The sequence below is a fragment of the Serratia rhizosphaerae genome, from assembly GCF_009817885.1.
Taxonomy (GTDB): Bacteria; Pseudomonadota; Gammaproteobacteria; order Enterobacterales; family Enterobacteriaceae; genus Serratia_B; species Serratia_B rhizosphaerae.
On record NZ_CP041764.1, the window covers coordinates 4,362,103 to 4,388,914 of the forward strand.

Genomic DNA, 26,812 nt, shown 5'->3' on the forward strand with positions numbered 1-26,812 from the left:
TGAATAAAAAAACCACGCGTTAGCGTGGTTTTTTATGGGGAGAGGTTATCTATCAGACGTTAAACAGGAAGTTCATCACGTCGCCGTCTTTGACGATGTACTCTTTACCTTCAGAGCGCATCTTGCCGGCTTCTTTCGCGCCTTGCTCGCCCTTGTAGGTAATGAAGTCGTCAAAGGCGATGGTCTGCGCGCGGATAAAGCCCTTCTCGAAGTCGGTGTGGATCTTGCCGGCTGCCTGCGGGGCGGTAGCGCCGACCGGGATGGTCCAGGCGCGCACTTCTTTGACGCCGGCGGTGAAGTAGGTCTGCAGGTTCAGCAGCTGGTAACCGGCACGGATCACGCGGTTCAGGCCCGGCTCTTCCAGACCTAGTTCGGCCATAAACTCGTCGCGCTCTTCGTCATCCAGTTCGGCAATGTCGGACTCAACGGCGGCACAGACGGCGACCACCACGGAGCCTTCGCCGGCGGCGATTTCACGCACTTTGTCGAGGTACGGGTTGTTTTCAAAGCCGTCTTCGTTCACGTTGGCGATGTACATGGTCGGCTTCAGCGTCAGGAAGCTCAGGTAGCGGATGGCCGCTTTCTCTTCCTCGCTCAGATCCAGCGCGCGCAGCATGCCGGCGTTTTCCAGGTGCGGCAGGCATTTTTCCAATGCGGCCAGCTCGGCCTTGGCGTCTTTATCGCCGCCTTTGGCTTTCTTCTGGATGCGGTGCATGGCGCGTTCACAGGTGTCCAGGTCGGACAGCGCCAGCTCGGTGTTGATCACATCAATATCCGATGCCGGATCAACCTGGCCGGAAACGTGAATGATGTTGTCGTTTTCAAAGCAGCGCACCACGTGGCCGATCGCTTCGGTTTCACGGATGTTGGTCAGGAACTGGTTGCCCAGGCCTTCGCCTTTGGAGGCGCCTTTCACCAGACCGGCGATATCGACGAATTCCATGGTGGTCGGCAGGATGCGCTGGGGTTTGACGATCTCGGCCAACTGGTCCAGACGCGGATCGGGCATCGGAACCACACCGGTGTTCGGTTCAATGGTGCAGAACGGGAAGTTGGCTGCTTCGATACCCGCTTTGGTCAACGCGTTGAACAGGGTGGATTTGCCTACGTTTGGCAGGCCGACGATACCGCATTTGAATCCCATGTTGTTATCACCTTAAATATCTTAACTAACAACCAGTTAGCATTAACTGGCCGCATAAAGGGCAGAATAATTGCGTCATTATACACGTAATGCGCATCTATCACGATCCCGGCGTGAGGGCGGAGAGCTTTGCTTACGAAGTTTGTGTTGAGATCTTGCTCACGTTTCAACATACTGTTTACTATCTTTAACCAACAGGAAACGCGCGGATGTACTTCTTGCTTACTCCACCCTGAGTTTTCCCGCCCGCATACTCTCTCTGTAACAGCATTGGCCTTGCGCCGGCGCTGATGTTTTTTGCTGCCTGCATCAGGCATGCACTGTTTTTGCAATCTCAGACTATCTGGAAAATTTATGCTTAACCTGAGCAACTTCAGGCTGGCGGACGTCAAGAATGAAGTCCTGGCCGGCTTTGTTGTCGCGGTATCCATGATCCCGGAAGCCGTCGGCTTCTCCCTGGTCGCCGGGCTGTCGCCCATCGTCGGCCTGCATACCGCATTTATTATCGGCCTGACCACGGCGCTGTTCGGCGGTAAACCCGGCATGGTGTCCGGCGCGGCCGGCTCCATCGTGGTGGTGTTAATGAGCCTGGCGGCCCAACACGGAATGGATTACGTGCTGTGGGCGACTATTTTTGCCGGCGTGATTCAAATCCTGATCGGTATTTTCCGTCTGGGGAAATTTATTCGTCTAGTGCCGCTGCCGGCGATTCATGGCTTCGTCAACGGGCTGGCGATCGTGATTATGCTGGCGCAGCTGCATATGGTCGCCGGGCAGGGGCCGCTGATGTATGGCCTGGTGCTGCTGGCGATTTTGGTGGTGGTATTCTTCCCGCGCCTGACAAAGGCGATCCCGGCATCGCTGGCGGCGCTGATCGTGGTGTCGGCGCTGGCGATCGGCCTGGGGCTGAATACGCTGCGGGTGGGGGATTTGGCGGATATCTCCGGTAGTTTGCCGCACTTTAGCCTGCCGATGGCGCCGTTTACGCTCGACATGCTGAAGGTGGTGTTGCCATACGCCGTGATTATCGCGCTGGTTGGTTTGATAGAATCGTTGTTGACCATGACGGTGCTGGATGAAATGGGCAACAGTAAAGGCAACGGCAACCGGGAAAGCATCGCTCAGGGAGCAGGCAATACCCTTTGCGGGCTATTTGGCTGCTTTGCCGGCTGTGCGATGATCGGCCAGTCGATCATTAACTTCACCTCCGGCGGCCGCAGGCGCATCTCTGCGGCGATTGGCGCTATTTTGCTGATTCTGTTTGTGGTCAGCCTGTCATCCTATATCGGTTATATCCCCGTTGCCGCGTTGGCCGGCATTATGCTGGTGGTGTGCTATAACACATTTGAATGGAGTTCATTACGCCGGTTAAAAAGAATGCCGAAAGAAGACGCATTTATTCTGCTGACCGTGACCGTGATTACGGTATTTGCGGATTTGGCCGTGGCGGTTATCAGCGGCGTCATTATTTCGGCGCTGGTCTTTGCTTGGAAACAGGCAAAAATATCTATCCGTGATAAAAAAGAAGAAAACAACACCGTTGTTTATTCTTTAGCGGGGCCGCTCTTTTTCGGCTCAACGACGGACTTTGCCGAGCTCTTTGATCCTGCACACGATCCGGCGTTGGTTATTTTAGACTTTGCACACACCAGGGTGATGGACTCCAGCGGCGTAGAGGCGATTGATAAGCTCACGGCGCGCTATTTGGCCGCCGGTAAGACGGTGCGCCTGCGTCATCTAAGCGCCGACTGCGTCAGTTTACTGAAGCAGGCCGGTCCGTTCTGCCTTCATGAGCTTGACGACCCCACCTATCGCGTAGCTGCGGACTGATATGCCAAACCCCAATAATAAATATTATTGGGGTTTTTTCTAAGTCGAATCCAATAAATAAATAATCATACTCCATTTATTGCTTTGCCCTGATTAAACTTTTTTGTAAAGCTTTGGATGTGATTTATGGTTGTGTCCATTAGGGACTTGGCTATTTCGGATTTTCATTCTTTCAGCGACTGGGGGATATCAAGGAGGATAGGTTAAGTGAATGGGATATTTATTTATATAGCGCCAAGTTTATCAATTATATCATTACTTTCTTTTTCGCTGCATAGCCGTAATATGCTGAAGAAAAAGCCCGTGCAGCGTCATGGGTTCAGGAAAAGACGCCGTTCCATGCGCAGACGCCTGCCTGGCATTGCATTCCCGGCCGTCTCTGGCGGCAAATTGTCGTGAAGCGTCATGCCAGTGCCACCGCCACCGCCACCGCTGTGTGGTGGAAAGTAAAGTCAGGCTGCACGGCAAGCATGCAGCCTGACGGCTAAGGATCAACTGCCGGCTTTAAACGCGTGCAGGCGGTTCATGGCCTTAGTCATACCGTCTTTTAACAGCACTTCGGTGCAGCGCAGCGATTCATCGATGGCGTCATCGATCAGGCTCTGTTCACTGGCCGGCGGTTTGCCCAGTACGAATCCCACCACCTTGTTGCGATCTCCCGGATGGCCGATGCCAATCCTGAGACGATAAAAGTTCGGGTTGTTCGCCATCTTGCTCTGAATATCTTTTAAGCCGTTATGGCCGCCGTTGCTGCCGCCCAGTTTTAACTTGGCGACACCCGGCGGTAAATCAAGCTCATCATGAGCGACCAGGATTTCATCTGGCTGAATGCGATAGAACGACGCCATGGCCGCCACGGCCTTGCCGCTCAAATTCATAAACGTGGTTGGCACCAGCAGCCGGACGTCGTTTCCGGCCAGGTTCAGGCGTGCGGTATAGCCGAAGAATTTGCCTTCTTCTTTCAACGCCTGGTTATGGCGTTGCGCCAGTTGATCTACGTACCAGGCGCCTGCATTGTGGCGCGTTTGCGCATATTCGGCGCCGGGGTTGGCCAGGCCGACAATCAATTTGATACTGCTCACGGAGAGATTCACTATGCTCAAAATAATGGAAAGGGCATTAGTCTACCTTTCGTTGCGTCGAATGACAAAATACGTCGTGTTCGGTAATAAACGACAGTCCTTTACTTTGAAAAGTGAATAATGCACATGGGTTATAGTTCAAGTTTATAGCTAGTTGCTGCTTCTAAAGTAAAGATTTGTCAGTGTTAATTGCACATCTGTGATCGCTAACGCAATACCCTTGCCCCGGGAGTGTCTATAATTAATTCATCAAAGGGAGTTAACAATGACTTATTCATCCCGCTGGCATTTAGCGCTATGGAGGTGACATATGAAACGTAAAAACGCGGATGTGATGGGTAACGCTCTGATGGGGCTTGGGCTGTTGGTGATGATTGGCGGCGTTGGCTATTCCATTGTCGCCGAGGTCTCTCAGTTCAATTTACCGCAGTTTTTCTCCCACGGAGCGATATTCAGTATCTTTATCGGCGCCTTGCTGTGGCTGGCTGGCGCGCGTATCGGCGGACGTGAACAGGTTGCGGATCGTTATTGGTGGGTAAAACATTTTGATAAGCGTTGCCGCAATAGTCATCATCGTTCATCGCATTAGTCATTACGTCAGGGAGACAGAGGGGCACAGGTATTGTGACGCGTAACCAGGTTTAACGCTATGACCGCTTTAAAATAGAAAACCCGTTGTTGCCGAGGCGCCAACGGGTTTTTCTTTTACTGCGTCTGACCATGTTCAACGGCGGCGCGGAATGCCCGCGCCGACGGAGAATTAATGTTCGAACATCGCAGAGATTGACTCTTCATTGCTGATACGGCGGATAGCTTCAGCCATCATGCCGGACAGGGTCAGAGTACGTACGTTTTTCAGCGCCTTGATTTCTGGTGACAGCGGGATGGTGTCGCAGACGATCACTTCATCAATCACGGAGTTCTTGATGTTGTCTACGGCGTTGCCGGAGAAGATCGGGTGCGTCGCGTAGGCGAATACGCGCTTGGCGCCACGCTCTTTCAACGCTTCAGCCGCTTTACACAAGGTGCCGCCGGTATCGATCATGTCATCGACCAGGATGCAGTCGCGGCCGGCAACGTCACCGATGATATGCATCACCTGAGAAACGTTGGCGCGTGGGCGACGTTTATCAATAATGGCCATATCGGTATCGTTGAGCAGCTTGGCGATCGCACGGGCGCGAACAACGCCGCCGATATCCGGAGACACGACGATCGGGTTTTCCAGGTTCTGTTGCAGCATATCTTCAAGCAGAATCGGGCTGCCGAACACGTTATCAACCGGCACGTCGAAGAAGCCTTGGATCTGTTCAGCATGCAAATCCACGGTCAGCACGCGGTCAACCCCGACGCTGGACAGGAAGTCAGCAACCACTTTAGCGGTGATTGGCACGCGCGCGGAGCGAACGCGACGATCCTGACGGGCATAGCCGAAGTAGGGGATAACGGCGGTGATGCGGCCTGCAGAAGCGCGCCGCAGGGCATCGACCATGACAACCAGTTCCATCAGGTTGTCATTGGTGGGAGCGCAGGTGGACTGGATGATGAAAATATCACCACCGCGTACATTTTCGTTGATTTGCACGCTCACTTCGCCGTCGCTAAAACGACCTACAGCGGCGTCACCAAGGCTGGTGTACAAACGGTTGGCAATACGTTGTGCTAGTTCCGGGGTGGCGTTACCAGCAAAAAGCTTCATATCAGGCACGAGAAGAACCTCAGGCTTGCGTCCAGAGAAGATGCTATTGACAGTCGGCCAGCATCAAGGGGCTGTTGAACATGGCTGACGCAATAGACATACGGGTATGTAAAACTTATGAGGCGTAGTAGCGCAGGGATACAGGGCCGAATAAAACGGGCCCTGCGCAACGAAACGTCGAGCTACGACTCAAATTTGCCCGGAACGGGTACGATGTAGTGGTGAAATGTTAACGCCACGCGCTACAAAACCACGCAACCACGCCGGGGCTTGATTTAACACCTGGCGGGCTTCGGACTCGGTGTTGAACTCTGCAAACACACAAGCACCTGTGCCGGTCAGGCGTGACGGCGCGTATTGTAACAGCCAAGAAAGAAGCTGTTCAACCTCGCGAAAACGTTTTCTTGCGATCGGTTCGCAATCATTGGCGTACGGTAATTGCAACAGTTCATTTAACGGGCGCACCGGCGTATCCCTTTTCAGTTCGGCATCGCCGAAAATCAGCGGCGTGGGAATACTGACGCCGGGGTGGGCGACCAGGTACCATTTCTCCTGCGGATCGGCGGGCTGCAGCCGTTCGCCGATGCCCTCGGCGAACGCGGCGTGGCCGCGTACGAACACCGGCACGTCAGCGCCGAGGCTCAGCCCCAGCTCGGCCAGCCGTTCGTCGCTGAGGCCACACTGCCACAGGCTGTTCAGCGCCACCAACACCGTCGCCGCGTTTGATGAACCGCCGCCCAGGCCGCCGCCCATCGGCAGCACTTTCTCTATCCGGATGTCGGCGCCGCGCGGCGGGGTGACGATCTGCCGTTCATCACAGTAACGCTGCAGCAGGCGCGCGGCGCGTACAATCAGGTTATGCTCATCCTCGACGCCGTCAACCGGTGTCAGCAGGCGTATTTTTTCATCCTGACGCGGAGTGATGGCCAGCGTGTCGCCGTAATCAAGGAATTGAAACAGCGTCTGCAGCTGATGGTAGCCGTCTGTGCGACGGCCGGTGATATATAAAAACAGGTTTAACTTTGCCGGCGAGGGCCACTGCTGAATCATTTGAGCGTCCAGTTATCCATTTTCAGCTTGATGCGTTGGTCGCCCTGCTGCAGCTCCAGACGGCTCGGCAGCTGAGGCTGAATATCGCTGTTATAGTCCTGATAGCTGACTTTCCAGTTCAGGCCTTCCTGCTGGTAATTCAGTTTGCTCAGCCGGTAGCGGTCATCCAGGGTAAAGTCGGTGGCTTCCCCGGGCAGGCCGAGCATCCACTGGCGCAGATTGTTCATCGGAATCGCCATGCCGGTCATCTTACGGATCATCTCCTCGGCGTTATCGCTGACGTAGCGCTTGCCCTGGTTATCGGTCAGCTGCACCACGTTTTTCTGCACGTTCAGTTCCAGCTCGGTGCTGCCGAGCGGGTTGGTCAGCAGCAGGCGGTAGCGATCCGGTGAATATTGCTGCCAGAAGAAGCGGGCGTAGACCTTTTTGCTGTCGGAGAGGTAGGCGAAAGCGCCGCGGGTCTGATACTGGTTCAGTTGCTGCACCGCCTGTTCATGGGCGCGCCATTCGGGAGACGTCGGGCTGGTGGCCGGGCCGGTCGGTCGGGTGGTGGTACAGGCTGCCAGCACCAGGCTGGCCAGCGGGATAAGGCGTAGCAAACTGACTTTGCGGATAGGCATAACGATTTTTTGTCCTTTTGTCCTGACGGGCTGACGTCACGTCACCCCCTTTTTTGCCACCACGCTAACGGCACGGGCGCGCAGCGTCAATATTATGCTGCAGCGCGCCCGGCGTCAGGGCGGACGAATGTTCATAGTGTACGCGGAGATAGGCGGAAGGATGTAGCAAGAAGATGAAAAATGCGGTTTTTTCTCAGAAAACGGGGCGCCGCGCCGGCAAGGCGGGCGCCCGTACGATCAGAAGTCGTAACGCAGACGTACGACGGTCATATCGCCAAGCTTGTCGGTGCTGGAGGTGAACACGTGCTCCACATCGGTACGGAAGCCGTAGTCGAACTGGAAGGTGATGCCCAGACCGTTATCGATGCGCTGATAGTTGCGGCCGCTGACGTACTCCAGACGATCCCCCATCACGTAAGGGGTGACGGATTTCAGTGCATACTGACCGACCGGCGCGGTGTAGCCGGCGTAGTATTCAATACCCCAGGCGTCGCCGGCGAAGTAATTGTGCACGTCGGTCTGCTTGGTGGTCAGGAAGTTATTGTACCAGCCGCCGCCGAAGCTGAAGGTCCAGTTGTCAGGTGTCCAGCTCAGTGCGGTGCCCAGAATGTTCTGGTCATAGGTTTTGCTGTCACCACCGGTCGGATCGCGCATTTCCGCACGGGTGTAGTTCCACGCGGTGCCCCAGGTCAGATCGCGGGTCAGATGGTAATCGACGCCCAGGGAGCCGCCGCCTTTACGCTTATAACGCAGGCCGTTGCCCGGCAGGTAGTCGCTGTCGCTGAACAGGTAAGAGGCGTAAACGTCGGCATCGCCAAAGGTCTGCTTGTATTTCAGCATCTTGCGGGAACGATAAGAACCGTCGTAGTCGCCGTTGATGCCGTTGCCCGGCGCCTGGGCCAGCATGTCGTAGTCCCAGATATCGGTTTTTGCGCCGACCACATCATAGTAAACGCTGTTTTGCTGGCCGAAGGTCAGCTGGCCCCAGGTTTTGCTCTTCAGTCCGGTGTACAGCATGCGGCGGCTGGTGTTATTGGCGCCGTCGGCGTAATGGTTGTCCCAGTCGAACAGCGCCGGGATGTTGACGCCCAGTTCGTAGTAGCTGATCCAGCTGATGTCATCGAACAGGTAGTAATCAGCGGCAAAGCGGAAGCGGGTGCCGCCATCGAAACCGTTGCGTTTGTAAGAGCCTTTATCGCCGTCGCCGGTCATCATATTGAACTGCGGGCGGATGCTGCCGCCGACGGTGAAGTTGAGGCGGCTCAGCGGATCGCCGGCCTGCGGATCCTGTTTCAGTAAGGTGATTTCCGCCTGTGCGGCAAAGGTGGTGCAGCCGGCGATCAGGCCAACGGCCACGCCGCGGGCTAAGCGGCTAATTTTATGTGCCATATCCATACCTGCTTTTTATATTTATACAATTTTTAATTCCGACGAATGGCTGCACCGATGCGCACACCACCCGCGGCGTCCTTTGTAATGCGTTATCACTTCGGGCGCCGATGTTATCGGGGCTGAACGGATAAACCGATATTATTCGCTATGTACGAATTTATACGGCGCGGAATTATGCGAACAGGCGGACAGAAATTCAATAATAACAGTTGGGAAGGTTGCCGATGGTTATAATCATAACCAACTATTGATTAATCTCCGTGCAGGTTCGGCGCAGGGGCGCCATGGCGCGGCAAGTTTTATCTGGCCGGTAAAAAGCGCTAAACTACACATAACTCGCGATCGTTACCTGATTTAATCGGCCTGCGGCGTCGGTTCTTTAGTTTTGATCGTCATTATAAATTAATGGTTTGTTTTTAAGCGGTTGTTTGATGTGTGCCGACGATGGCAGCGATTGGGCGTAAGATGCGCTTGTTGCTTTTATTGATGCCGCGCATCAAGTAGAATGCCGTCAACGAAACCCGTACCAACAGAAGTATTACTTGAAGCAATGACCCTGCTTGCCTTAGGCATTAACCACAAAACCGCACCGGTTGCTTTGCGGGAAAAAGTCACCTTTTCTCCAGAGAGCATTGACCAGGCGCTCAATAGTCTGCTCCAGCAGCCGCTGGTGCAGGGCGGAGTCGTGTTGTCCACCTGTAACCGCACCGAGCTGTATCTCAGCGTGGAGCAGCAGGAGCACATTCACGAGCAGCTGGTGGCCTGGCTGTGCGAGTATCATCAGCTGAGCCCGGAAGAGGTGAAAAAGAGCCTGTACTGGCATCATGATAATGATGCGGTCAGCCACCTGATGCGCGTCGCCAGCGGTCTGGATTCATTGGTACTGGGCGAACCGCAGATCCTGGGACAGGTGAAAAAAGCCTTTGCAGAATCCCAGCGCGAGCAGTCGCTGTCCGGCGAGCTGGAACGCCTGTTCCAAAAATCCTTCTCCGTCGCCAAACGCGTGCGTACCGAAACCGAGATCGGCGCCAGCGCCGTGTCCGTGGCGTTTGCCGCCTGTACGCTGGCGCGGCAGATTTTCGAATCGCTGGCGGATCTGAACGTGTTGTTGGTGGGCGCAGGGGAAACCATTGAACTGGTTGCGCGCCATCTGCGGGAACATCAGGTCAAGCACATGATCATCGCCAACCGCACCCGCGAGCGGGCGCAACTGCTGGCGGATGAAGTCGGGGCCGAGGTGATTACGCTGCCGGAAATTGACGCGCGCCTGGCCGACGCCGACATTATTATCAGTTCGACGGCCAGTCCTCTGCCGATCATCGGCAAAGGCATGGTCGAGCGGGCGCTGAAAGCGCGCCGCAATCAGCCGATGCTGCTGGTGGATATCGCCGTTCCGCGCGATATTGAACCGGAGGTCGGCAAGCTGGCGAACGCCTATCTGTACAGCGTCGACGACCTGCACGCGATTATCCAGAACAACCTGGCGCAGCGTAAGGCGGCGGCGGTGCAGGCGGAGTCCATTGTTCAGCAGGAAAGCATCAATTTTATGGCCTGGCTGCGCTCGCAGGGTGCGGTGGAAACCATCCGCGACTACCGCTCGCAGGCCGATCAGATCCGCAGCGAAATGGAAGCCAAAGCGTTGGCCGCCATTGCGCAGGGGGCCAACGTGGAGCAGGTCATCCATAAATTGGCCCACAATCTGACCAACCGTCTTATTCATGCCCCTACCAAATCCCTTCAGCAGGCTGCCGGCGACGGCGATGTGGAGCGGTTACAAATATTACGCGACAGCCTCGGGCTGGATCAGCACTAGTTTCTCTCTATTTACAGGGTTTAAAACCACGCATGAAGCCTTCTATTGTTGCCAAACTGGAAGCGTTACAAGAGCGCCATGAAGAAGTGCAGGCGCTGCTCGGTGATGCCGGCGTTATTGCCGATCAGGATCGGTTCCGGGCGCTGTCGCGCGAATACGCGCAGCTGACCGATGTCAGCAACTGTTTCCTGCAGTGGCGCCAGGTGCAGGACGATCTTGCGACCGCTGAGATGATGCTGGAAGACCCGGAAATGCGCGAAATGGCGCAGGAAGAGATTCAACAGGCCAGAACGGTGACTGAGGATCTGGAGCAGCAGCTGCAGCTGTTGCTGCTGCCGAAAGACCCTGATGATGAACGCAGCTGTTTCCTCGAGGTACGCGCCGGCACCGGCGGCGACGAGGCGGCGCTGTTTGCCGGCGACCTGTTCCGTATGTACAGCCGTTATGCCGAAACGCGCCGCTGGCGGGTAGAGGTGATGAGCGCCAACGAAGGCGAGCACGGCGGCTATAAAGAAGTGATCGCCAAAGTCTCGGGCGAGGGCGTATACGGCCAACTGAAGTTTGAATCTGGCGGCCACCGCGTGCAGCGCGTGCCGGAAACCGAATCCCAGGGGCGCATTCACACCTCGGCCTGCACCGTCGCGGTGATGCCGGAGGTGCCGGAGGCTGAACTGCCGGATATCAACCCCGGCGACCTGAAGATTGACACCTTCCGCTCCTCCGGGGCCGGCGGTCAGCACGTTAACACCACCGATTCGGCGATCCGTATTACCCACCTGCCGACCGGCATTGTGGTGGAATGCCAGGACGAACGTTCGCAGCATAAAAACAAGGCGAAAGCGATGTCGGTGCTGGGCGCGCGCATCCGCGCCGCCGAGGTGGCCAAGCGTCAGCAGGAGGAAGCGTCAACGCGTCGCAACCTGTTGGGCAGCGGCGACCGTTCCGACCGTAACCGCACCTATAATTTTCCGCAGGGCCGCGTGACCGATCACCGCATTAACCTGACGCTCTACCGCCTGGACGAGGTGATGGAAGGGAAGCTGGATATGCTGATCCAGCCTATCGTGCAGGAATATCAGGCGGACCAGCTGGCTGCGTTGTCCGCCGAGCAAGAGTAATGGATTATCAAGGCTGGTTGAAGGCGGCGGCGGCCCGGCTGACGGAAAGCGACAGCGCCCGGCGGGACGCGGAAATTCTGCTGGGTTTTGTCACCGGGCGCGCCAGAACCTACTTACTGGCGTTTGGCGAGCGCAGCCTAACCCCGCAGGAAAGCGCGCAGCTGGAGGCGTTGCTGACGCGCCGGGCGCGCGGCGAGCCGATTGCCTATCTGGTGGGCGAGCGTGAATTCTGGTCGCTGCCGCTGTCTGTTTCCCCCGCAACCCTGATCCCACGGCCGGACACCGAGTGTCTGGTTGAGCAGGCGTTAGCGCGTCTGCCTGCCGGCGGCTGCGCCATTCTCGATCTGGGCACCGGCACCGGCGCCATTGCGTTGGCGCTGGCCAGCGAGCGGCCCGATTGCACGGTAACCGGCGTTGATTTCCAGCCTGAAGCAGTGGCGCTGGCGCACCATAACGCGCAAAAACTGGCGATTGCCAATGCGCAGTTCATTCAGGGAAGTTGGTTTGCGCCGCTGCGCGGACAGCGCTTTCAGCTGATAGCCAGTAACCCGCCCTATATTGACGCCGCCGATCCACACCTGTCGCAAGGGGATGTCCGCTTTGAGCCGGACAGCGCGCTGGTGGCGGAGGACCACGGTCTGGCAGATTTGCGCGCCATCATACGGCAGGCGCCGCAGCACCTTGAGCCGCAAGGCTGGCTGCTGCTGGAGCACGGCTGGCAACAGGCGGCCAGGGTGCGGGAACTGCTGGCCGACGCAGGCTTTAGCGCCGTGGAGAGTTGCCGCGACTATGGCGGCAATGAACGCGTAACGCTGGGGCAGTACCTGCCGGCTCAAGAATAATCACTGGAAAACAAAGGGAACGATTATGGCAGCCTACGTCGCGTTAAAAAATTTGCATCTGCTGACGGTAACCATCAGTATTGTTTTGTTTGTATTGCGTTTTTTCTGGAAGTGGCGTGATTCGGCGATGATGAACCGGCGCTGGGTGAAAATCGCGCCGCATATTAACGACACCGTGCTGTTTCTGAGCGGCATTGCGCTGGTGGTAACGCTCCAGTTTTATCCGCTGCTGGGTATGGACTCCTGGCTGACCGAAAAGCTGTTTGGCGTTATTATCTACATCCTGCTTGGCTACGTTGCACTGAGCAAGCAAGTCCGCAGCGCGGGGTTACGCACGTCGGCATTTATTCTGGCTTTAGGCTGCCTCTACCTGATTATTAAACTTGCCACGACGAAGATACCGTTTCTGATGGGATACCTATGAGTAGCATTGCTGATTTCGAATTTAATTCCTCACCGCTGAGCGCAGGGATCATCCTGGTGTCTCAGCGCGTGCGGCGAGATTTTCCCGCAGCCGACGTAGCGCGCCAACTGCAGCGATTGTCTGAAGAAGCGCGAGCGGCAGTGCCGGACGACCTCAGCCAGGAGCAGCAATTAGAGGCACTCATTGAGCTGTTTTACCGCACCTGGGGGTTTGGCGGGGCGAGCGGCGTCTACCGCCTTTCCGACGCCATCTGGCTGGATAAGGTGCTGGAAGGACGTCAGGGGACGCCGGTATCGCTGGGCACCATCTTTTTGCACATCGCTCACCAGCTTGGCTTACCGCTGATGCCGGTTATTTTCCCGACCCAGTTGATCCTGCGTGCCGACTGGATGGATGATGAGATGTGGCTGATCAATCCGCTTAACGGCGAAACGCTGAATGAGCATACTCTGGAGGCCTGGATAAAAGGCAATCTGGGGCTGTCCGCCGAACTGGAAGATGACGATCTGGACGAAGCGGAAAATAATATGGTGGTGCGTAAGATGCTCGATACGCTGAAAGCCGCCCTGATGGAAGAAAAGCAGATGGAAATGGCGCTGCGCGCCAGCGAAACCGTGCTGTGCTTTGACCCGGACGATCCTTATGAAATTCGCGACCGTGGCTTAATTTATGCGCAGCTGGAGTGCAACCATGTGGCGATTTCCGACCTCAACTATTTTATCGAGCAGTGTCCGGAGGATCCGGTCAGCGAAGTGATCAAGGTTCAGATCCACGCGATCGAACCTAAACAGGTGACGCTGCACTAATTTTGACGACTTACCCTCAATAAAGGCGAAAGCATGAAACAGAAAGTGATTAGCATTGGCGACATCAACGTAGCGAACGACCTGCCGTTTGTGCTGTTCGGTGGTATGAACGTGCTTGAATCGCGCGATTTGGCGATGCGCATCTGCGAACACTACGTTACGGTGACGCAAAAACTGGGTATTCCTTACGTCTTCAAGGCTTCGTTTGATAAGGCCAACCGCTCTTCCATTCACTCGTACCGCGGGCCGGGCCTGGAAGAGGGGATGCGTATTTTTGAAGAGCTGAAGCAGACCTTCGGCGTAAAAACCATCACCGACGTGCATGAGGCTGCTCAGGCTCAGCCGGTGGCGGAAGTGGTGGATGTGATTCAGCTGCCTGCGTTTCTGGCGCGTCAGACCGACCTGGTGGAAGCGATGGCGAAAACCGGTGCGGTGATCAACGTGAAAAAACCACAGTTCGTCAGCCCGGGCCAGATGGGCAACATCGTGGAGAAATTCAAAGAAGGCGGCAACGATCAGGTTATTCTGTGCGATCGCGGCAGCAACTTTGGTTATGACAACCTGGTGGTCGACATGCTGGGTATCAACGTGATGAAGAACGCCACCGGCGGCCATCCGGTGATTTTCGACGTGACCCATGCGCTGCAAACCCGCGACCCGTTTGGTGCCGCTTCCGGCGGCCGTCGCGCCCAGGTGACCGAACTGGCGCGCGCCGGTATGGCGGTGGGCCTGGCCGGCCTGTTTATTGAGGCGCACCCGGATCCGAACAACGCCAAGTGCGACGGTCCGTCAGCGCTGCCGCTGGATAAGTTGGAGCCGTTCCTGGTACAGATGAAGGCGATCGACGATTTGGTGAAAAGTTTCCCGGAACTCGATACCAGCAACTGATTCCCAGCTGTTGAATGGAAAAAAGCCCGACATGACGTCGGGCTTTTTTATTGCGGTATTGAGCCGGCTTCAGGCCGCCGCCAAACGGGCATGATGAGTGATACCTGCCAATCCTGTCGCGGGTTCTGGGGAATATAGCCTGAACGTGAGTTCAGGCTTTCTCCTGGAATAGGACGGTGAGGGAGGGATGTGACTGTGTCACTAACGACTGTGCATCAGGGGAATCGTTTTTAGGTCGTTGACGTTAAAACTCGCAGCTGATTTTCCCGGTAAATACAGATTCGGGTGTTGACCTTCGGCGCGCATCACGGGCTGCCGAACAAGGAACCAGAGCCAGGGGCAACCGGACAGGGATGTCCGGTTGAGGCGGCACAGGTAGGGATGCCTGTAGAGCCGACCCGCCCGGCGATGGTGACGCAGAGAGGGCACCTGCGAAGCAGGCAGAACGTGCCTAAGCGCGGGCGCGGGTGAAGGGGCCGCGCCTACGGCCCCTTCAATTGCCGTTTTCTGTTATCGCAGAGAAGTACCGCACGTGTACGGCAATTCTAATTACTCAGTGCTAACAGAAATTATACATAACAAAAAAGCCTGAACGTGAGTTCAGGCTTTCTCTTGGAATATGGCGGTGAGGGAGGGATGTCTTCGCTGCGCTCACCCTGCGGGCAGCCTGCGGCTGTGCAAAACGCGTTGCGTTTTGTCGAACCCTGTCGAGGGTTCTCACCCTCCCGGCGCGGGGAATATAAAGCAAAAAAGCCTGAACGTGAGTTCAGGCTTTTTCTTGGAATATGGCGGTGAGGGAGGGATTCGAACCCTCGATACACTTTCGCGTATACACACTTTCCAGGCGTGCTCCTTCAGCCACTCGGACACCTCACCATATTGTCGTTGCGCTGAATGCATCAGGGCAACGGGGCGCTACTATAGGGAGTGAGAGCGGGTGGGTCAAGCATATTTTTTTGGTTTCGCAACGGGTGGTTAACTTGTGTTCTCTTTGGCTGAAAGTCCGACAAAGTTATTGGGTGTTACCGTCCAAAGCTTCGTTTTATCAAACCTTGTCGAGGGTTCTCACCCTCCCGGGCGGGGGATATATAGCAAAAAAGCCTGAACGTGAGTTCAGGCTTTCTCTTGGAATATGGCGGTGAGGGAGGGATGTCTTCGCTGCGCTCACCCTGCGGCTGTGCAAAACGCGTTGCGTTTTGTCGAACCCTGTCGAGGGTTCTCACCCTCCCGGCGCGGGGAATATAAAGCAAAAAAGCCTGAACGTGAGTTCAGGCTTTCTCTTGGAATATGGCGGTGAGGGAGGGATGTCTTCGCTGCGCTCACCCTGCGGCTGTGCAAAACGCGTTGCGTTTTGTCGAACCCTGTCGAGGGTTCTCACCCTCCCGGCGCGGGGAATATAAAGCAAAAAAGCCTGAACGTGAGTTCAGGCTTTTTCTTGGAATATGGCGGTGAGGGAGGGATTCGAACCCTCGATACACTTTCGCGTATACACACTTTCCAGGCGTGCTCCTTCAGCCACTCGGACACCTCACCATATTGTCATCGTCAGCGCCTTGCGTTGTCGACGGGCGCTAATGTAGGAGAAACTGATCCCAGCGTCAATACTCTTTTTACGCTTTCCGTCCGTTTAGCCAAACTTGCAGCAATTTGCTGATTTCACGTGCAATAATCAGCTATTTATTCTTCACCTGCCGCCGAGAATGGCCGATAAGAGACTTGGAACTGTCGTCTGGTTTGTTATTTGAGCAAATTATCCATTTGTAGATTAATATTCCATCAGTTCGTTATTTCGTATTGCCAATGTATTCATTAATACTGGATTATTAGTCAGATATGCCGCTAAATAGAGTGGCGAGCGTGCGGGGATTTTTGCAAGGAAACATCAACGTCCGCGCCGCTTGCCGCGCTATTGATGCCACTCCTGCCGGTTGCACCGGCTCTCCGCCGAGTGTGGCGAAGGCGTAGGGCAGATAGCGCAGACAGGGATAAAACCATCAAATAATAATGCAGTAGAGGTTTACTTTGACTGACTCGGATTCCACACTGGCGGCGCCGTCGCGCCATGCCACCCCCTCCGGCACGGGAGCGCTGTTCTTTATCCAGATCTTCGCTACGCTAGGCTTTGCCGTGCTCTACTCCACGCTGGTGCTGTATGCCACCAAGCGTCTGGGGTTCAGCGAAAGCAGCGCCAACGCCATGATGGGCGTATTCGGCGCGTTCAACTATGGCCTGCACCTGTTCGGCGGCTACCTGGGCGGACGCTATCTCAGTAACCGCAACCTGTTTGTCCTGGGGATGGTGCTGCAGGTGGCGGGATGCGCGCTGATAGCGCTGGCCGGCGTCTGGGGACTGTATTGGGGGCTGGCGATGTTCCTCACCGGCAGCGGGCTGAACGTCACCTGCATTAATATGATGCTGACGCAGCGGTTCAAGCCCGAGGATGACCGGCGCGAGTCGGCATTCTTGTGGAACTACGCCGCGATGAACCTGGGTTTTTTTGTCGGTTTCAGCGCCGCCGGTTATTTCCAACTGACGGAAAATTACCGCGCGCTGTTCCTGTTCGCCACGCTGGGCAACGCCGGGGCGATTATCGTTGCGGCGTTGCGCTGGCGCATGCTGGCCGATATCAATACCCCATTGCTTGATACGACACCGTCGCAGTATCGCCGTCGGTTGTTGGCCGGTCTGGCGGTATTAGTGATTCTGGTGCCGGTGATTCGTCTGATGCTGACCCATGCTGAATTCAGCGGTTACTTTGTGATTGGCTTGGGATGCGCCATTTTCCTGCTGCTGTGTCTCGTTACGCTACGCCATCATCCGCGCGATGAGCGTCGGCGGATGAGCGCCTACCTGATTCTGGCCTTGGGATCGCTGGTCTTCTGGATGCTGTATCAGCTGGCGCCGATGGGGCTGATGCTGTTTTCGGAGCACAATATTAATCTGAACCCGTATGGCATCCATGTTGCCCCGCAGTGGATCCAGAATATCAACACGCTGGTGATCGTCATCGGCGGTCCGCTGCTGGCCTGGTGGTTTAACCGCCTGCGCGCCCGCGGCTGCAAGATTGATATTCCCCTGCAGTTTTCCGGCTCCTTGTTCTGTATGGGGCTGGGGATGCTGGTGCTGCCGCTGGGCATCAGCCTGGCGGGCGGCGACGGACTGGTGGCGTTTAAATGGATCGTTATCAGTTACGTGTTGCAGAGCATTGGCGAATTGCTGATTTCGCCCATCGGTTACGCCATGATCGGCAAGTTGGCGCCGGCGCGTTACCAGGGCGTCATGATGGGCTGCTGGATGATGGTGACCGGCGTCGGCTCGGTGCTGGCGGGCTATGTATCCGGCCTGATGCCGGAAAACAGCGGCAGTACACCGCTGTTAACCAACCCCGGCTACAGCCACGTCTTCAGCATGCTGGGGTGGGGAGCGGCCGGCGTGAGCGTGGTGCTGTTGATTCTGATACCGCTGCTGCGCCGCCTGATCCAGCGCGCATAAAGGCGCTGCGGCACTACACTGAACAAAACAGCCCCACTGGTCGGGGCTGTTTTTATTTGTCGGTTTTACTCTTGCATCTTATGACGATTCGCGGAAACCTGAGGGGACAATAACAGCGAACAAGCAGGAGCCTCTCTTTCCATGAACATTATGTTTTACCACCCTACGTTTAATGCGCAACAGTGGCAGGCAGGCATACAGCAGCGTTTGCCCGGTTCGACGCTGCGCATCTGGCAGCCGGGTGACGATCGCCCGGCTGACTACGCGCTGGTCTGGCTGCCGCCGTATGAAATGCTGGCCGGGCGCCATCAGCTGAAAGGCGTGTTTGCTCTGGGAGCCGGCGTTGACGCCATTTTACAGCAGGAGCGGCAGCATCCCGGCACGTTACCGTCCGGCGTGCCGCTGCTGCGGTTGGAAGATACCGGTATGGCGCAGCAGATGCAGGAGTATGCGCTGAGCTACGTACTGCGCTATTTCCGCCGTTTCGATGAGTACCAACGGCAGCAGCAACAGGGAGTGTGGCAACCGCTGGAGCCGCATCAGCTACAGGATTTCACTATCGGTATTCTCGGCGCCGGCGTGCTGGGCAAAGCGGTGGCGCAGAAACTGGTGGACTTCGGCTTTAACGTCCGCTGCTGGAGCCGTAGCGCCAAGCAGATTGACGGCGTGAGCAGTTTCGCCGGTGAAGCGCAGCGGCCGGCATTCTTGGACGGCGTCAAACTGTTGATTAACCTGCTGCCTAATACGCCGGAAACCCAGGGGATCCTCAATGGCGAGATGTTTGCCCATTTAGCGCCACAGGCTTACCTGATCAATCTGGCGCGCGGCGCGCATCTGGTTGAGAACGACCTGTTGACGGCGCTGGAGTTAGGGCAGATTAAAGCGGCAACGCTGGATGTCTTTGTACAGGAGCCGCTGCCGCCGGCGCACGCCTTCTGGCGTCATCCCGCCGTTACCATCACGCCGCATATTGCCGCGATTACCTTGCCTGAGCAGGCGATGGATCGGGTTGCCCAGAATATTTTAGCGATCGAAGCCGGAGATACGCCGACGGGAATTGTGGATATTCGCAGAGGTTATTAATGAGCCGGTTAACTGCTATGCTAAAGCGAGACTGCGCCAGCCGCTTGAGCAGGGCGGCTGGCCCACGAATAAGGAGAAGCAATGTACCCCGTTGATTTACACATGCACACCGTTGCCAGCACCCATGCCTACAGCACGCTGCATGATTATGTCGCCGAAGCCAAGCAGAAGGGCATCCAGCTGTTTGCCATTACCGACCACGGCCCGGATATGGCCGATGCGCCGCACTACTGGCACTTTATGAATATGCGCGTCTGGCCGCGGTTAGTGGACGGCGTCGCCATTTTGCGCGGCATTGAGGCCAATATTAAGAATCTGGACGGCGATATTGACTGCACCGGCCCGATGCTGGATGCCATTGATGTGATTATCGCCGGTTTCCACGAGCCGGTGTTTGCTCCGCAGGATCGCGCTGCTCATACGCAGGCGATGATTGCCGCGATGGCGCAGGGCGATGTCCACATCATCAGCCATCCGGGCAACCCACGTTATCCGATTGATATCCCGGAGGTGGCCGCCGCCGCCGCGCGTTATAATGTGGCGCTTGAGCTGAACAACTCATCGTTTACGCATTCACGTAAGGGCAGTGAAGCCAACTGCCGGGCGATCGCCGCCGCGGTGCGTGATGCCGGAGGCTGGTTGGCGCTGGGCTCAGACTCGCATATCGCCTTTTCGCTGGGAGGTTTTGAGCACTGTGAACGGATCCTGGCCGAGGTTGAATTCCCGCAGGATCGCATCCTCAACGTCAGTCCGCGTCGTTTGCTGAATTTTCTTGAGCAGCGCGGTAAACCAGCGATTGCGGAATTGGCCGATCTGTGACATCGTCACGGCAAAAATTTCGCCTTTGCATAGGATGTCATCATGAATGAGTTTTCCATCGTCTGCCGCGTTCTGGGGACGCTGTTTTATCGTCAGCCGCAGGACCCGCTGCTGGTACCGCTGTTCAGCCTGATTCAAGAGGGTAAACTGCAGCAGCACTGGCCGCTGGAGCAGGATGAACTGCTGCAGCGTTTGCAGCAAGGCTGCGAGCCGCACCTGCTGGCCGCCGACTTCAACGCGTTGTTCGTTGGCGCTGAATGCAGCGTATCGCCGCTGCGCTCGGCCTATGTTGAGGGGGCGACGGAAAGCGAAGTGCGCAGTTTCCTGCAGCAGCGCGGTATGCCGCTCGGCGAGGCGCCGGCGGATCACTTCGGCTCGCTGCTGCTGGCGGCATCCTGGCTGGAAGATCAGTCGCAGGAAGATGAGGCGCAGGCGCAAATTACGCTGTTTGATGAATATCTGCTGCCGTGGTGCGGACGTTTCCTCGGCAAGGTTGAAGCCCATGCAACCAGCGGTTTTTATCGCACATTGGCGATGATTACCCGTGATGCATTGCAGGCGATGCGCGATGAACTGGCGGAGTATGAAGAGCAGGAAGGCTCTGAAGACGACGAGCAGGCGTAAAACCTGTCAGGCGCAGCGGTTGCTGCGCCTTCATGCGCTGAATTTAATCAGTAAACGGAATCACCAGTTCGCCCGGCTTCACTTCCAGCCCTTTGGCCAGTTTGCGCGCCATGGCTTCGGTTTTGCTCTTGTTCGGATCCAGCACATAGGCCGGTTTCTGGTTGAAATAGCTTTTCAACGACTGGTCCAGATAAGGCGAAATCGCCTTCATCACGGTATTCATTTTTTCCGGCTGTACTTTATAGTCGGTCAGCTCCATATCCTTCAGGAAAATGGCCCCTTTCTCGCGGTCATAGGTCGGCTGCGCCTTCAGCGTCAGCTGCATATCCGCCTGCTGCGGCCCCAGAATAGAGGTGATATCCACTTTGGCATTGCCGGAAAGGGTAACCTTGCCCGGCTCGCTGCGGCCAATCTGGCTCTGTAACTGCGTCAGCACGATATGCGCATCCACCAGCCCCGGCACGCCGATTTGTTTCTGGTAATCATTGTGTTTCTGCAGGTAGTCATTAACTTCCTGTTCGCTGAGCGTGTACTGGGTCAGCTTGTTGCAGCCGGCTAACGCGCCGACAAACATCAGGGCGGCTGCGCCCATAACCATCTTTTTCATACGTGCCTCATAACTACTGCTAATAAAAATGCCGATAATGAATTGATTATCATTATAAACATGCGCCTATCCGCAACCCAAGCGATAAACCCTGCGCGCGTTGATAGTGCGCGGGAATCGCCGGAGCGCCTATCGGATAACGCCGAATCTCCCGTTTCTCAGCGCCGCAGCCGCAAAACCAGAAGGACGATGCCGGCGATGCAGACCAAACCGCCGAGCAGCGGGAACAGCGGCACGCTCCACAGCTGCGGAGAGGCCTGCATCAGGTAGGGCGCCAGGCCCAGCGCAAAGGCGGCGGTGACAATGGCGATAGCCAGCGTGACCGCGGCCCGCTCCAGCGCTTTGCTCAGTTGGGAGAGGTTGTTGACGTTGATGTCGGCATTTAGCTGGCCGCGCGTCAGGCGCCGCAGCAGCAGGCGCAGGCTTTGCGGCAGCTCATCGCCGGCATCCAGCGCGTCGGCGCCCAGCGCAAGCATGCGCTGACGCAGCGCCTTCGGCGCGTAACGCTGCAGCATAAGCTGTTGCAGCATCGGTTTTAAAGTACGGATGATATCGAAGTCCGGATCGAGCCGGTGCAGCACGCCGTCGGCGGTGATCAACGCTTTAAACAGCAGCGCCAGATCGGGCGGTAATGCCAGTTGGTGCTCGCGGGACATCGCCAGCAGGTCGGTCAGCGCTTTACCGAGCGTTAAGGTGCCGAATCCCTGTTTATCCAGGAAGTTTTGCGCCGCCAGTTCCAGATCCTGCATGTCGGGGTTATGGCTGTCTGACCAGGCGAGCAGCGTACTGACGATGCCTTCGCTCTGCCGTTCGGCAATCGCCTGCAGCACGCGCAACAGCTGATTGCGCCGCGTTGCCGACAGTTGCCCGACCATGCCGAAATCAATAAAGCCAACCCGGTTGCCGTCGAGCGCCATCACGTTGCCGGGGTGCGGATCGGCGTGATACAGGCGGTGTTCCAGCACCATGCGCATAAACGCCCGCGCGCCGCGCTGCGCCAGCAGCGGGCCGTCAAAACCGGCGTTCGCCAGCTGCTGCGGGTTTTCCGGCTCGATGCCGGGTAAAAACTCCTGCACCAGCAGCCGTTTGCTCGACCATTGCCAGTAAATTTTGGGGATCTTCACCTCCGGCTGCTCGCTAAAGCGTCGCGCGACCTGCTCGCAGTTGTTCCCTTCGTGGGTCAGATCCAGCTCGTGATTCAGCGCGGTGGCCAGCGCCTGCACCATCTGCACCGGGCGATAGTGCGCCAGCGCCGGGCTTTGCTGTTCCACCGTTTCGGCCAGATAGCGCAGCAGACGGACATCAGCCTGAATGGTTTTTGCCAGGCCCGGGCGCAACACTTTGACGATTATCGCTTCGCCGCTGTGCAGCCTGGCGCGATAAATTTGCGCCATGGATGCCGCTGCCAGCGGCTGGGTGTCGAATTGCGCAAAGATCTGCTGTGGATCGCCGCCCAGATCGGCATGCACCTGGTCGGCCAGCGTTTGCCAGGGCAGCGTGGACGCCTGACTGTGCAGCTTGTCCAGCTCGCTGGTCCAGTCGGTGTCGAGCAGGTCGGATCGGGTCGCCAGTATCTGGCCGAATTTGACAAAGGTCGGCCCCAGCGCCTCCAGCGCCGCGCGCAGGCGTTCAGGCAGCGAAAGCGGGCTGTCATCCGCCTGCTGGGCGCCTTTGCCGGCGGCCAGCAGCGGGCTTAACCCCAGCAGACGCACCACATCCTGTAGACCGTAGCGGATCAGCACCGCAGAAATTTCGGCCAGCCGCGCCCGATCGCGCGCGGTGACGAACACCATTTTCAGCATCTGTGCGCTCCTCCTTTGACCGCAGCGGCGGCGATTACTGTTCCATATCCAGCAGCAGCGGGATATCGCTGCGTTCGGCCATGCGGTTGCGGTAGGCTTCAACCGGCTCCGGCAGCGTGATGCCGGCGACGATGGACAGTGAGCGTAGCAGCGGGAACAGGTGAATATCATCTTCCGACAGCGTGCCGTTGACCGCCTCCGGCGAGACGATCAGCGCCGCCAGCGCCGGCAGATCCTGCTCCAGACGGGCGATAAGGTCGGCGCTGTTCGCCAGGTGTTGGGAAAAGTCGCCGATCGCCGCCTGTTTTTTATTAATAAAGTACTGACGGGCGCTGTCGGTGGCGAACTCTTCAAAGTCGGCCTGGGCAAAGCGCGGCAACAGCAGCTGCGGCGTGTATTCCGCCGTCTGCGCCAGCCATGCGCCGATAGCCGGGTTGCTGGGGCCGGTCAGCAGCGGCTTATCGGCTAGCCGATCGATATAGTGCACGATGTCCATGCTTTCCGGCAGATAGCTGCCGTCATCCTTTTGCAGAATAGGCGCCATCTTTTTACCAATCATGGTGGTCGGCGTTATTTCATCGTCGTTAAGCAGGGTGACCAGACGCACCGGTTTACCCTGCAGACCGAAAATCATGCGCGCTTTAACGCAGAATGGGCAGTGATCGTAGATAAACAGTTTCATACTCGCTCCCGTTGTCAGGTGATTACCGCAATAGTTAACACAGCTTACCGATGCTGTTGCACGCTATCTTGCTGGAAGATGCCTAATCAGGCACCGTCCACCGTACCACGGCAGGTTGTGCCCAGGGGAGTGGTTATTCTTTGGCGGGAATGGCATTGAACACGTCAATCAGATGCTGACGGGCCTGTTCCAAATCGGCCTTATCGCGTTCGGTGGCGGCGTTAACCTGCTGCAACTGTTCAATCACATCATTCTTCAGCGCGCTGTCATCCGCCAAAATGCGCGCCACGGCTTTTTCCATCAGCGTGGAGCGCGCATAGATCATGCGCAGGTTCAAAACCATATGTTCCAACAGCTGGGGCAGGTGATTATTTTCTTCGGACATGCTGACGACTCCTGATGTGAATTTACTACCAGAATAGCAGCTGATGTAAATATTGCTGATTTTCTGGTGACTTAGCGCATATTTTCCACGAGTTTGCCGGCGCGTTGACCGACTGTCGCCAAAAGAGGCCGCCGAAATAACGGGAGCATGCCGACAAAAGCGCGGGAAAAAAAGCTGACCGCTTATTTACTGAGCGGCTGGGGTTTTACCTGTAAGGCAGGCTACGGTTATATTCAATAACGGGGAAATACGGTTTATACCGTTTGATGCACGGGGCGCAGTCCCGGCACTCTCTTTTTATCGAACCGTTCCGAATTGCGGGGGAAATGATGTTCGGCTATCGCTCTGCATCACCAAAAGTACGTCTTACTACCGATCGTCTGGTCGTCCGTTTAGTGCATGAACGCGATGCCTACCGCCTGGCTGATTATTACGCGGAAAATCGCGCGTTTCTCAAACCTTGGGAGCCGGTGCGTGACGAGAGTTACTGTTATCCTTCCGGCTGGCAGGCGCGGCTCGGCATGATCATGGAAATGCAGAAACAGGGCAATGCCTACTACTTCATTCTGCTTGATCCGGATGAAAATGAGGTGCGCGGCGTCGCGAACTTCAGCAATGTGCTGCGCGGCTCTTTCCATGCCTGCTTCCTTGGCTATTCCCTCGGTGAGAAATGGCAGGGGCAGGGATTGATGTATGAAGCGCTGCGGTCGGCGAACCGTTATATGATGCGTCAGCAGCGCATGCACCGCATTATGGCGAACTATATGCCGCATAATCAGCGCAGCGGCGCGCTGTTGGCGCGCCTGGGCTTTGAGCGCGAAGGGTATGCCAAGGACTATCTGCTGATCGACGGCAAATGGCAGGACCACGTGCTGACCGCGTTAACCAATAAAGAATGGCTTCCGCCACGGTGAGAAAACGATAATGAAATATCAATTAAGCGTGCAAGAGGCGCGGGTGATCGGCTGTCTGCTGGAAAAACAGGTGACGACGCCGGAGCAGTATCCGCTGTCATTGAACGCTATCACATTGGCCTGTAATCAGAAAACCAACCGTGAGCCGGTGATGGCGTTGAGTGAAGGCGAGGTTCAGGAAGTGCTGGACGAACTGGTGAAAAAACACTTTCTGCGCACGCAAAGCGGTTTTGGCAACCGGGTGGTGAAATATGAGCAGCGTTTCTGTAATTCCGAATTCGGTCAGTTGAAACTGAGCGACGCGGAACTGGCGCTGGTCGCCACCTTGCTGCTGCGCGGTGCTCAGACGCCGGGCGAGCTGCGTACGCGCGCCGCGCGGCTATATGATTTCAACGATGTCGCCGAGGTAGAACAACTGCTGCAGCAGTTGGCCGAGCGGGATGACGGGCCGTTTGTACGGCGCCTGGCGCGTGAGCCGGGCAAGCGTGAAAGCCGTTTTGCGCATTTGTTCGGCGCCGAACAGGCGGTAGCGACCGCCGCCGTCGAAGATGAGCAGGAAAATATGTCATTAAGCCAGCGCGTCGCCGTGCTGGAACAGCAGGTCGCGGCGCTGACGCAGCAACTGCAGCAACTGACGGCGGAGGGGCGGCATGACTAAGCTACGTATTGGTGTGGTCGGCCTGGGCGGCATCGCGCAAAAAGCGTATCTGCCGATCCTCAGCCACGCCGCCGACTGGCAATTGGTGGGCGGTTTTTCGCCGAACCGCCAGAAGGCGCAGCCGCTGTGCGACAGCTACCGGATGGCCTGTTTCTCCCGCCTGGACGAACTGGCGCAGCAGTGCGATGCGGTTTTCGTACACAGCAGCACCGCCAGCCATTTCAGCGTGGTGAAAAGCCTGCTGGAGCAGGGCGTGCATGTCTACGTTGATAAACCGCTGGCGGAGACGCTGGAACAGGGCGAACAACTGCTGGAACTGGCGCAGGCGCGCGGTAAGGCGCTGATGGTGGGCTTCAACCGCCGTTTTGCGCCGTTGTACGGCCAACTGCAGCAGCAGATGCGTCAGCCGGCGTCGATCCGTATGGATAAGCACCGCGCTGACAGCGTGGGGCCAAATTTGCTGCGCTTCACCCTGCTGGATGACTATCTGCACGTGGTGGATACCGCGCTGTGGCTGGCCGGCGGCGACGGCAAACTGCTGGGCGGCCGGCTGAGCGCCAATGACGCCGGTGAAATGCTGTATGCCGAGCATCATTTCCGCTGCGGCGAGACAATGGTAACCACCAGTATGCACCGCCAGGCGGGCAGCCAGCGGGAAAGCGTGCAGGCGGTGACCCGCGGCGCGGTGTATCAACTGGACGATATGCGCCAGTGGCGGCGTGAAGACCGCGACGGCGTGCTGGAGCAACCGGCGCCCGGCTGGCAGACCACGCTGGCCCAGCGCGGTTTTGAGGGGGCGGCGCGCCACTTTATTCAGTCGGTGGCGAATCAGACGCCGCCGCAGACCGGTGGCGAACAGGCACTTTACGCCCAGCGGATGATTGAACAGATACTGCGCGAGGCGGATTTGCCGGGTAACCCCATGTAACATATGGCGTTGGCTATTCTGCCGCGGATGCGTAAACTGAAGCCGTTTCTTGACTGACGCCTGCTGTTGCAGGCGTTGATATTTACACGTAGTACTCACCAGAAAAACCA

At 56.9% G+C, this 26,812-nt stretch carries 25 protein-coding genes, 2 tRNA genes and 3 other RNA genes; 15 read left to right on the forward strand and 15 right to left on the reverse strand.

Annotation, left to right across the window (positions count from 1 at the left end; genetic code table 11):
• Positions 1-52: 52 nt before the first annotated feature.
• A complete protein-coding gene (gene ychF, locus FO014_RS20240; protein WP_160030834.1) occupies positions 53-1,144 on the reverse strand; it encodes a redox-regulated ATPase YchF in 1,092 nt (363 codons plus the stop codon).
• A gap of 354 nt (positions 1,145-1,498) precedes the next feature.
• Between ychF and FO014_RS20245 the strand changes: the two genes are divergently transcribed.
• Positions 1,499-2,974 (forward strand): SulP family inorganic anion transporter, encoded by a 1,476-nt coding sequence (locus tag FO014_RS20245; protein ID WP_160030835.1) that lies wholly within the window; start codon positions 1,499-1,501, stop codon positions 2,972-2,974.
• A 491-nt stretch (positions 2,975-3,465) separates the two neighbouring features.
• Here FO014_RS20245 and pth read toward each other — a convergent pair whose 3' ends face one another.
• Entirely contained in the window at positions 3,466-4,056 is a 591-nt protein-coding gene (gene pth, locus FO014_RS20250) for an aminoacyl-tRNA hydrolase (RefSeq protein ID WP_160030836.1), read from the reverse strand.
• Between the two features lie 310 nt (positions 4,057-4,366).
• Here pth and ychH point away from each other — a divergent pair, with 310 nt between their 5' ends.
• The gene (gene ychH / locus FO014_RS20255) at positions 4,367-4,645 is read left to right on the forward strand and encodes a stress-induced protein YchH (RefSeq protein ID WP_105231435.1); all 279 of its coding nucleotides are present in this window, start codon (positions 4,367-4,369) and stop codon (positions 4,643-4,645) included.
• A 171-nt stretch (positions 4,646-4,816) separates the two neighbouring features.
• Here the strand turns inward: ychH and prs are convergent, their stop codons facing one another.
• The 4 genes from prs to FO014_RS20275 all read right to left on the reverse strand — a co-directional run bounded on the left by prs (position 4,817) and on the right by FO014_RS20275 (position 8,814).
• The gene (prs, locus tag FO014_RS20260) at positions 4,817-5,764 is read right to left on the reverse strand and encodes a ribose-phosphate diphosphokinase (protein ID WP_015672655.1); all 948 of its coding nucleotides are present in this window, start codon (positions 5,762-5,764) and stop codon (positions 4,817-4,819) included.
• A gap of 180 nt (positions 5,765-5,944) precedes the next feature.
• Complete coding sequence (gene ispE, locus FO014_RS20265; protein WP_160030837.1) at positions 5,945-6,805, reverse strand: 4-(cytidine 5'-diphospho)-2-C-methyl-D-erythritol kinase; 861 nt, start codon at positions 6,803-6,805, stop codon at positions 5,945-5,947.
• Positions 6,802-7,425: a lipoprotein insertase outer membrane protein LolB gene (gene lolB, locus FO014_RS20270; RefSeq protein WP_111736955.1), complete on the reverse strand. Its 624-nt coding sequence runs from the start codon at positions 7,423-7,425 to the stop codon at positions 6,802-6,804. Before lolB ends, ispE begins: the two co-directional genes overlap by 4 nt.
• A 237-nt stretch (positions 7,426-7,662) precedes the next feature.
• Positions 7,663-8,814, reverse strand: a complete 1,152-nt coding sequence (locus FO014_RS20275; protein ID WP_160030838.1) for a porin — start codon at positions 8,812-8,814, stop codon at positions 7,663-7,665.
• A 553-nt stretch (positions 8,815-9,367) separates the two neighbouring features.
• Here FO014_RS20275 and hemA point away from each other — a divergent pair.
• Genes hemA through kdsA form a run of 6 tightly spaced genes read left to right on the forward strand, consistent with a single transcriptional unit; the run spans position 9,368 to position 14,708 of the window.
• A complete protein-coding gene (gene hemA, locus FO014_RS20280; RefSeq protein ID WP_160030839.1) occupies positions 9,368-10,630 on the forward strand; it encodes a glutamyl-tRNA reductase in 1,263 nt (420 codons plus the stop codon).
• Positions 10,631-10,662: 32 nt separating this feature from the next.
• A complete protein-coding gene (gene prfA, locus FO014_RS20285; RefSeq protein ID WP_160030840.1) occupies positions 10,663-11,748 on the forward strand; it encodes a peptide chain release factor 1 in 1,086 nt (361 codons plus the stop codon).
• The gene (gene prmC, locus FO014_RS20290; RefSeq protein WP_160030841.1) at positions 11,748-12,590 is read left to right on the forward strand and encodes a peptide chain release factor N(5)-glutamine methyltransferase; all 843 of its coding nucleotides are present in this window, start codon (positions 11,748-11,750) and stop codon (positions 12,588-12,590) included. The genes prfA and prmC overlap by 1 nt, the downstream gene beginning before the upstream one ends.
• 22 nt (positions 12,591-12,612) lie before the next feature.
• Positions 12,613-13,014, forward strand: coding sequence for a SirB2 family protein (locus FO014_RS20295; RefSeq protein WP_201282954.1), 402 nt, complete (start codon positions 12,613-12,615; stop codon positions 13,012-13,014).
• The gene (gene sirB1, locus FO014_RS20300) at positions 13,011-13,820 is read left to right on the forward strand and encodes an invasion regulator SirB1 (RefSeq protein WP_160030843.1); all 810 of its coding nucleotides are present in this window, start codon (positions 13,011-13,013) and stop codon (positions 13,818-13,820) included. The genes FO014_RS20295 and sirB1 overlap by 4 nt, the downstream gene beginning before the upstream one ends.
• A gap of 33 nt (positions 13,821-13,853) precedes the next feature.
• Complete coding sequence (kdsA, locus tag FO014_RS20305; protein ID WP_015672646.1) at positions 13,854-14,708, forward strand: 3-deoxy-8-phosphooctulonate synthase; 855 nt, start codon at positions 13,854-13,856, stop codon at positions 14,706-14,708.
• A gap of 620 nt (positions 14,709-15,328) precedes the next feature.
• Here the strand turns inward: kdsA and FO014_RS20310 are convergent.
• The 5 genes from FO014_RS20310 to FO014_RS20330 form a co-directional block, all read right to left on the reverse strand.
• A non-coding RNA gene (locus tag FO014_RS20310) (RtT sRNA) lies at positions 15,329-15,449 on the reverse strand.
• A 45-nt stretch (positions 15,450-15,494) separates the two neighbouring features.
• Positions 15,495-15,584, reverse strand: a tRNA-Ser gene (locus FO014_RS20315).
• A 257-nt stretch (positions 15,585-15,841) separates the two neighbouring features.
• A non-coding RNA gene (locus FO014_RS20320) (RtT sRNA) lies at positions 15,842-15,951 on the reverse strand.
• A gap of 45 nt (positions 15,952-15,996) precedes the next feature.
• Positions 15,997-16,106: non-coding RNA, RtT sRNA (locus FO014_RS20325), on the reverse strand.
• Positions 16,107-16,151: 45 nt separating this feature from the next.
• Positions 16,152-16,241 (reverse strand) — tRNA-Ser (locus FO014_RS20330).
• Between the two features lie 489 nt (positions 16,242-16,730).
• Here FO014_RS20330 and FO014_RS20335 point away from each other — a divergent pair.
• The 4 genes from FO014_RS20335 to FO014_RS20350 all read left to right on the forward strand — a co-directional run bounded on the left by FO014_RS20335 (position 16,731) and on the right by FO014_RS20350 (position 20,726).
• Positions 16,731-18,200, forward strand: a complete 1,470-nt coding sequence (locus FO014_RS20335) for a peptide MFS transporter (RefSeq protein WP_160030844.1) — start codon at positions 16,731-16,733, stop codon at positions 18,198-18,200.
• Positions 18,201-18,341: 141 nt separating this feature from the next.
• Positions 18,342-19,283 (forward strand): glyoxylate/hydroxypyruvate reductase GhrA, encoded by a 942-nt coding sequence (gene ghrA / locus FO014_RS20340; RefSeq protein ID WP_160030845.1) that lies wholly within the window; start codon positions 18,342-18,344, stop codon positions 19,281-19,283.
• Positions 19,284-19,364: 81 nt separating this feature from the next.
• A complete protein-coding gene (locus tag FO014_RS20345) occupies positions 19,365-20,102 on the forward strand; it encodes a phosphatase (RefSeq protein ID WP_105231424.1) in 738 nt (245 codons plus the stop codon).
• Between the two features lie 42 nt (positions 20,103-20,144).
• Positions 20,145-20,726: a TorD/DmsD family molecular chaperone gene (locus tag FO014_RS20350; RefSeq protein WP_160030846.1), complete on the forward strand. Its 582-nt coding sequence runs from the start codon at positions 20,145-20,147 to the stop codon at positions 20,724-20,726.
• 43 nt (positions 20,727-20,769) lie between these two features.
• Here the strand turns inward: FO014_RS20350 and FO014_RS20355 are convergent, their stop codons facing one another.
• From FO014_RS20355 to FO014_RS20370, 4 genes are all read right to left on the reverse strand, one after another.
• Complete coding sequence (locus FO014_RS20355) at positions 20,770-21,333, reverse strand: lipoprotein (RefSeq protein WP_160030847.1); 564 nt, start codon at positions 21,331-21,333, stop codon at positions 20,770-20,772.
• Positions 21,334-21,491: 158 nt separating this feature from the next.
• Entirely contained in the window at positions 21,492-23,135 is a 1,644-nt protein-coding gene (locus FO014_RS20360) for an ABC1 kinase family protein (protein ID WP_160030848.1), read from the reverse strand.
• Between the two features lie 34 nt (positions 23,136-23,169).
• Entirely contained in the window at positions 23,170-23,817 is a 648-nt protein-coding gene (grxB, locus tag FO014_RS20365) for a glutaredoxin 2 (protein ID WP_160030849.1), read from the reverse strand.
• Positions 23,818-23,950: 133 nt separating this feature from the next.
• Positions 23,951-24,202, reverse strand: a complete 252-nt coding sequence (locus FO014_RS20370; protein ID WP_160030850.1) for a hypothetical protein — start codon at positions 24,200-24,202, stop codon at positions 23,951-23,953.
• Between the two features lie 329 nt (positions 24,203-24,531).
• On the opposite strand from FO014_RS20370, the gene rimJ reads away from it, so the two are divergent.
• Genes rimJ through FO014_RS20385 form a run of 3 tightly spaced genes read left to right on the forward strand, consistent with a single transcriptional unit; the run spans position 24,532 to position 26,702 of the window.
• A complete protein-coding gene (gene rimJ, locus FO014_RS20375; RefSeq protein ID WP_160031452.1) occupies positions 24,532-25,116 on the forward strand; it encodes a ribosomal protein S5-alanine N-acetyltransferase in 585 nt (194 codons plus the stop codon).
• A gap of 10 nt (positions 25,117-25,126) precedes the next feature.
• On the forward strand, positions 25,127-25,774 hold the full coding sequence (locus FO014_RS20380; protein ID WP_160030851.1) for a DUF480 domain-containing protein: 648 nt from the start codon (positions 25,127-25,129) through the stop codon (positions 25,772-25,774).
• On the forward strand, positions 25,767-26,702 hold the full coding sequence (locus FO014_RS20385; protein ID WP_160030852.1) for a Gfo/Idh/MocA family protein: 936 nt from the start codon (positions 25,767-25,769) through the stop codon (positions 26,700-26,702). The genes FO014_RS20380 and FO014_RS20385 overlap by 8 nt, the downstream gene beginning before the upstream one ends.
• Positions 26,703-26,812 lie beyond the last annotated feature (110 nt).

Coding starts and splice junctions, on each gene's coding strand:
- ychF (WP_160030834.1), bottom strand. CDS start 1,144: ATGGGATTCAAATGCGGTATCGTCGGCCTGCCAAACGTAGGCAAATCC.
- FO014_RS20245 (WP_160030835.1), top strand. CDS start 1,499: ATGCTTAACCTGAGCAACTTCAGGCTGGCGGACGTCAAGAATGAAGTC.
- ychH (WP_105231435.1), top strand. CDS start 4,367: ATGAAACGTAAAAACGCGGATGTGATGGGTAACGCTCTGATGGGGCTT.
- ispE (WP_160030837.1), bottom strand. CDS start 6,805: ATGATTCAGCAGTGGCCCTCGCCGGCAAAGTTAAACCTGTTTTTATAT.
- lolB (WP_111736955.1), bottom strand. CDS start 7,425: ATGCCTATCCGCAAAGTCAGTTTGCTACGCCTTATCCCGCTGGCCAGC.
- FO014_RS20275 (WP_160030838.1), bottom strand. CDS start 8,814: ATGGCACATAAAATTAGCCGCTTAGCCCGCGGCGTGGCCGTTGGCCTG.
- hemA (WP_160030839.1), top strand. CDS start 9,368: ATGACCCTGCTTGCCTTAGGCATTAACCACAAAACCGCACCGGTTGCT.
- prfA (WP_160030840.1), top strand. CDS start 10,663: ATGAAGCCTTCTATTGTTGCCAAACTGGAAGCGTTACAAGAGCGCCAT.
- prmC (WP_160030841.1), top strand. CDS start 11,748: ATGGATTATCAAGGCTGGTTGAAGGCGGCGGCGGCCCGGCTGACGGAA.
- sirB1 (WP_160030843.1), top strand. CDS start 13,011: ATGAGTAGCATTGCTGATTTCGAATTTAATTCCTCACCGCTGAGCGCA.
- kdsA (WP_015672646.1), top strand. CDS start 13,854: ATGAAACAGAAAGTGATTAGCATTGGCGACATCAACGTAGCGAACGAC.
- ghrA (WP_160030845.1), top strand. CDS start 18,342: ATGAACATTATGTTTTACCACCCTACGTTTAATGCGCAACAGTGGCAG.
- FO014_RS20345 (WP_105231424.1), top strand. CDS start 19,365: ATGTACCCCGTTGATTTACACATGCACACCGTTGCCAGCACCCATGCC.
- FO014_RS20350 (WP_160030846.1), top strand. CDS start 20,145: ATGAATGAGTTTTCCATCGTCTGCCGCGTTCTGGGGACGCTGTTTTAT.
- FO014_RS20355 (WP_160030847.1), bottom strand. CDS start 21,333: ATGAAAAAGATGGTTATGGGCGCAGCCGCCCTGATGTTTGTCGGCGCG.
- FO014_RS20360 (WP_160030848.1), bottom strand. CDS start 23,135: ATGCTGAAAATGGTGTTCGTCACCGCGCGCGATCGGGCGCGGCTGGCC.
- grxB (WP_160030849.1), bottom strand. CDS start 23,817: ATGAAACTGTTTATCTACGATCACTGCCCATTCTGCGTTAAAGCGCGC.
- FO014_RS20370 (WP_160030850.1), bottom strand. CDS start 24,202: ATGTCCGAAGAAAATAATCACCTGCCCCAGCTGTTGGAACATATGGTT.
- rimJ (WP_160031452.1), top strand. CDS start 24,532: ATGTTCGGCTATCGCTCTGCATCACCAAAAGTACGTCTTACTACCGAT.
- FO014_RS20380 (WP_160030851.1), top strand. CDS start 25,127: ATGAAATATCAATTAAGCGTGCAAGAGGCGCGGGTGATCGGCTGTCTG.
- FO014_RS20385 (WP_160030852.1), top strand. CDS start 25,767: ATGACTAAGCTACGTATTGGTGTGGTCGGCCTGGGCGGCATCGCGCAA.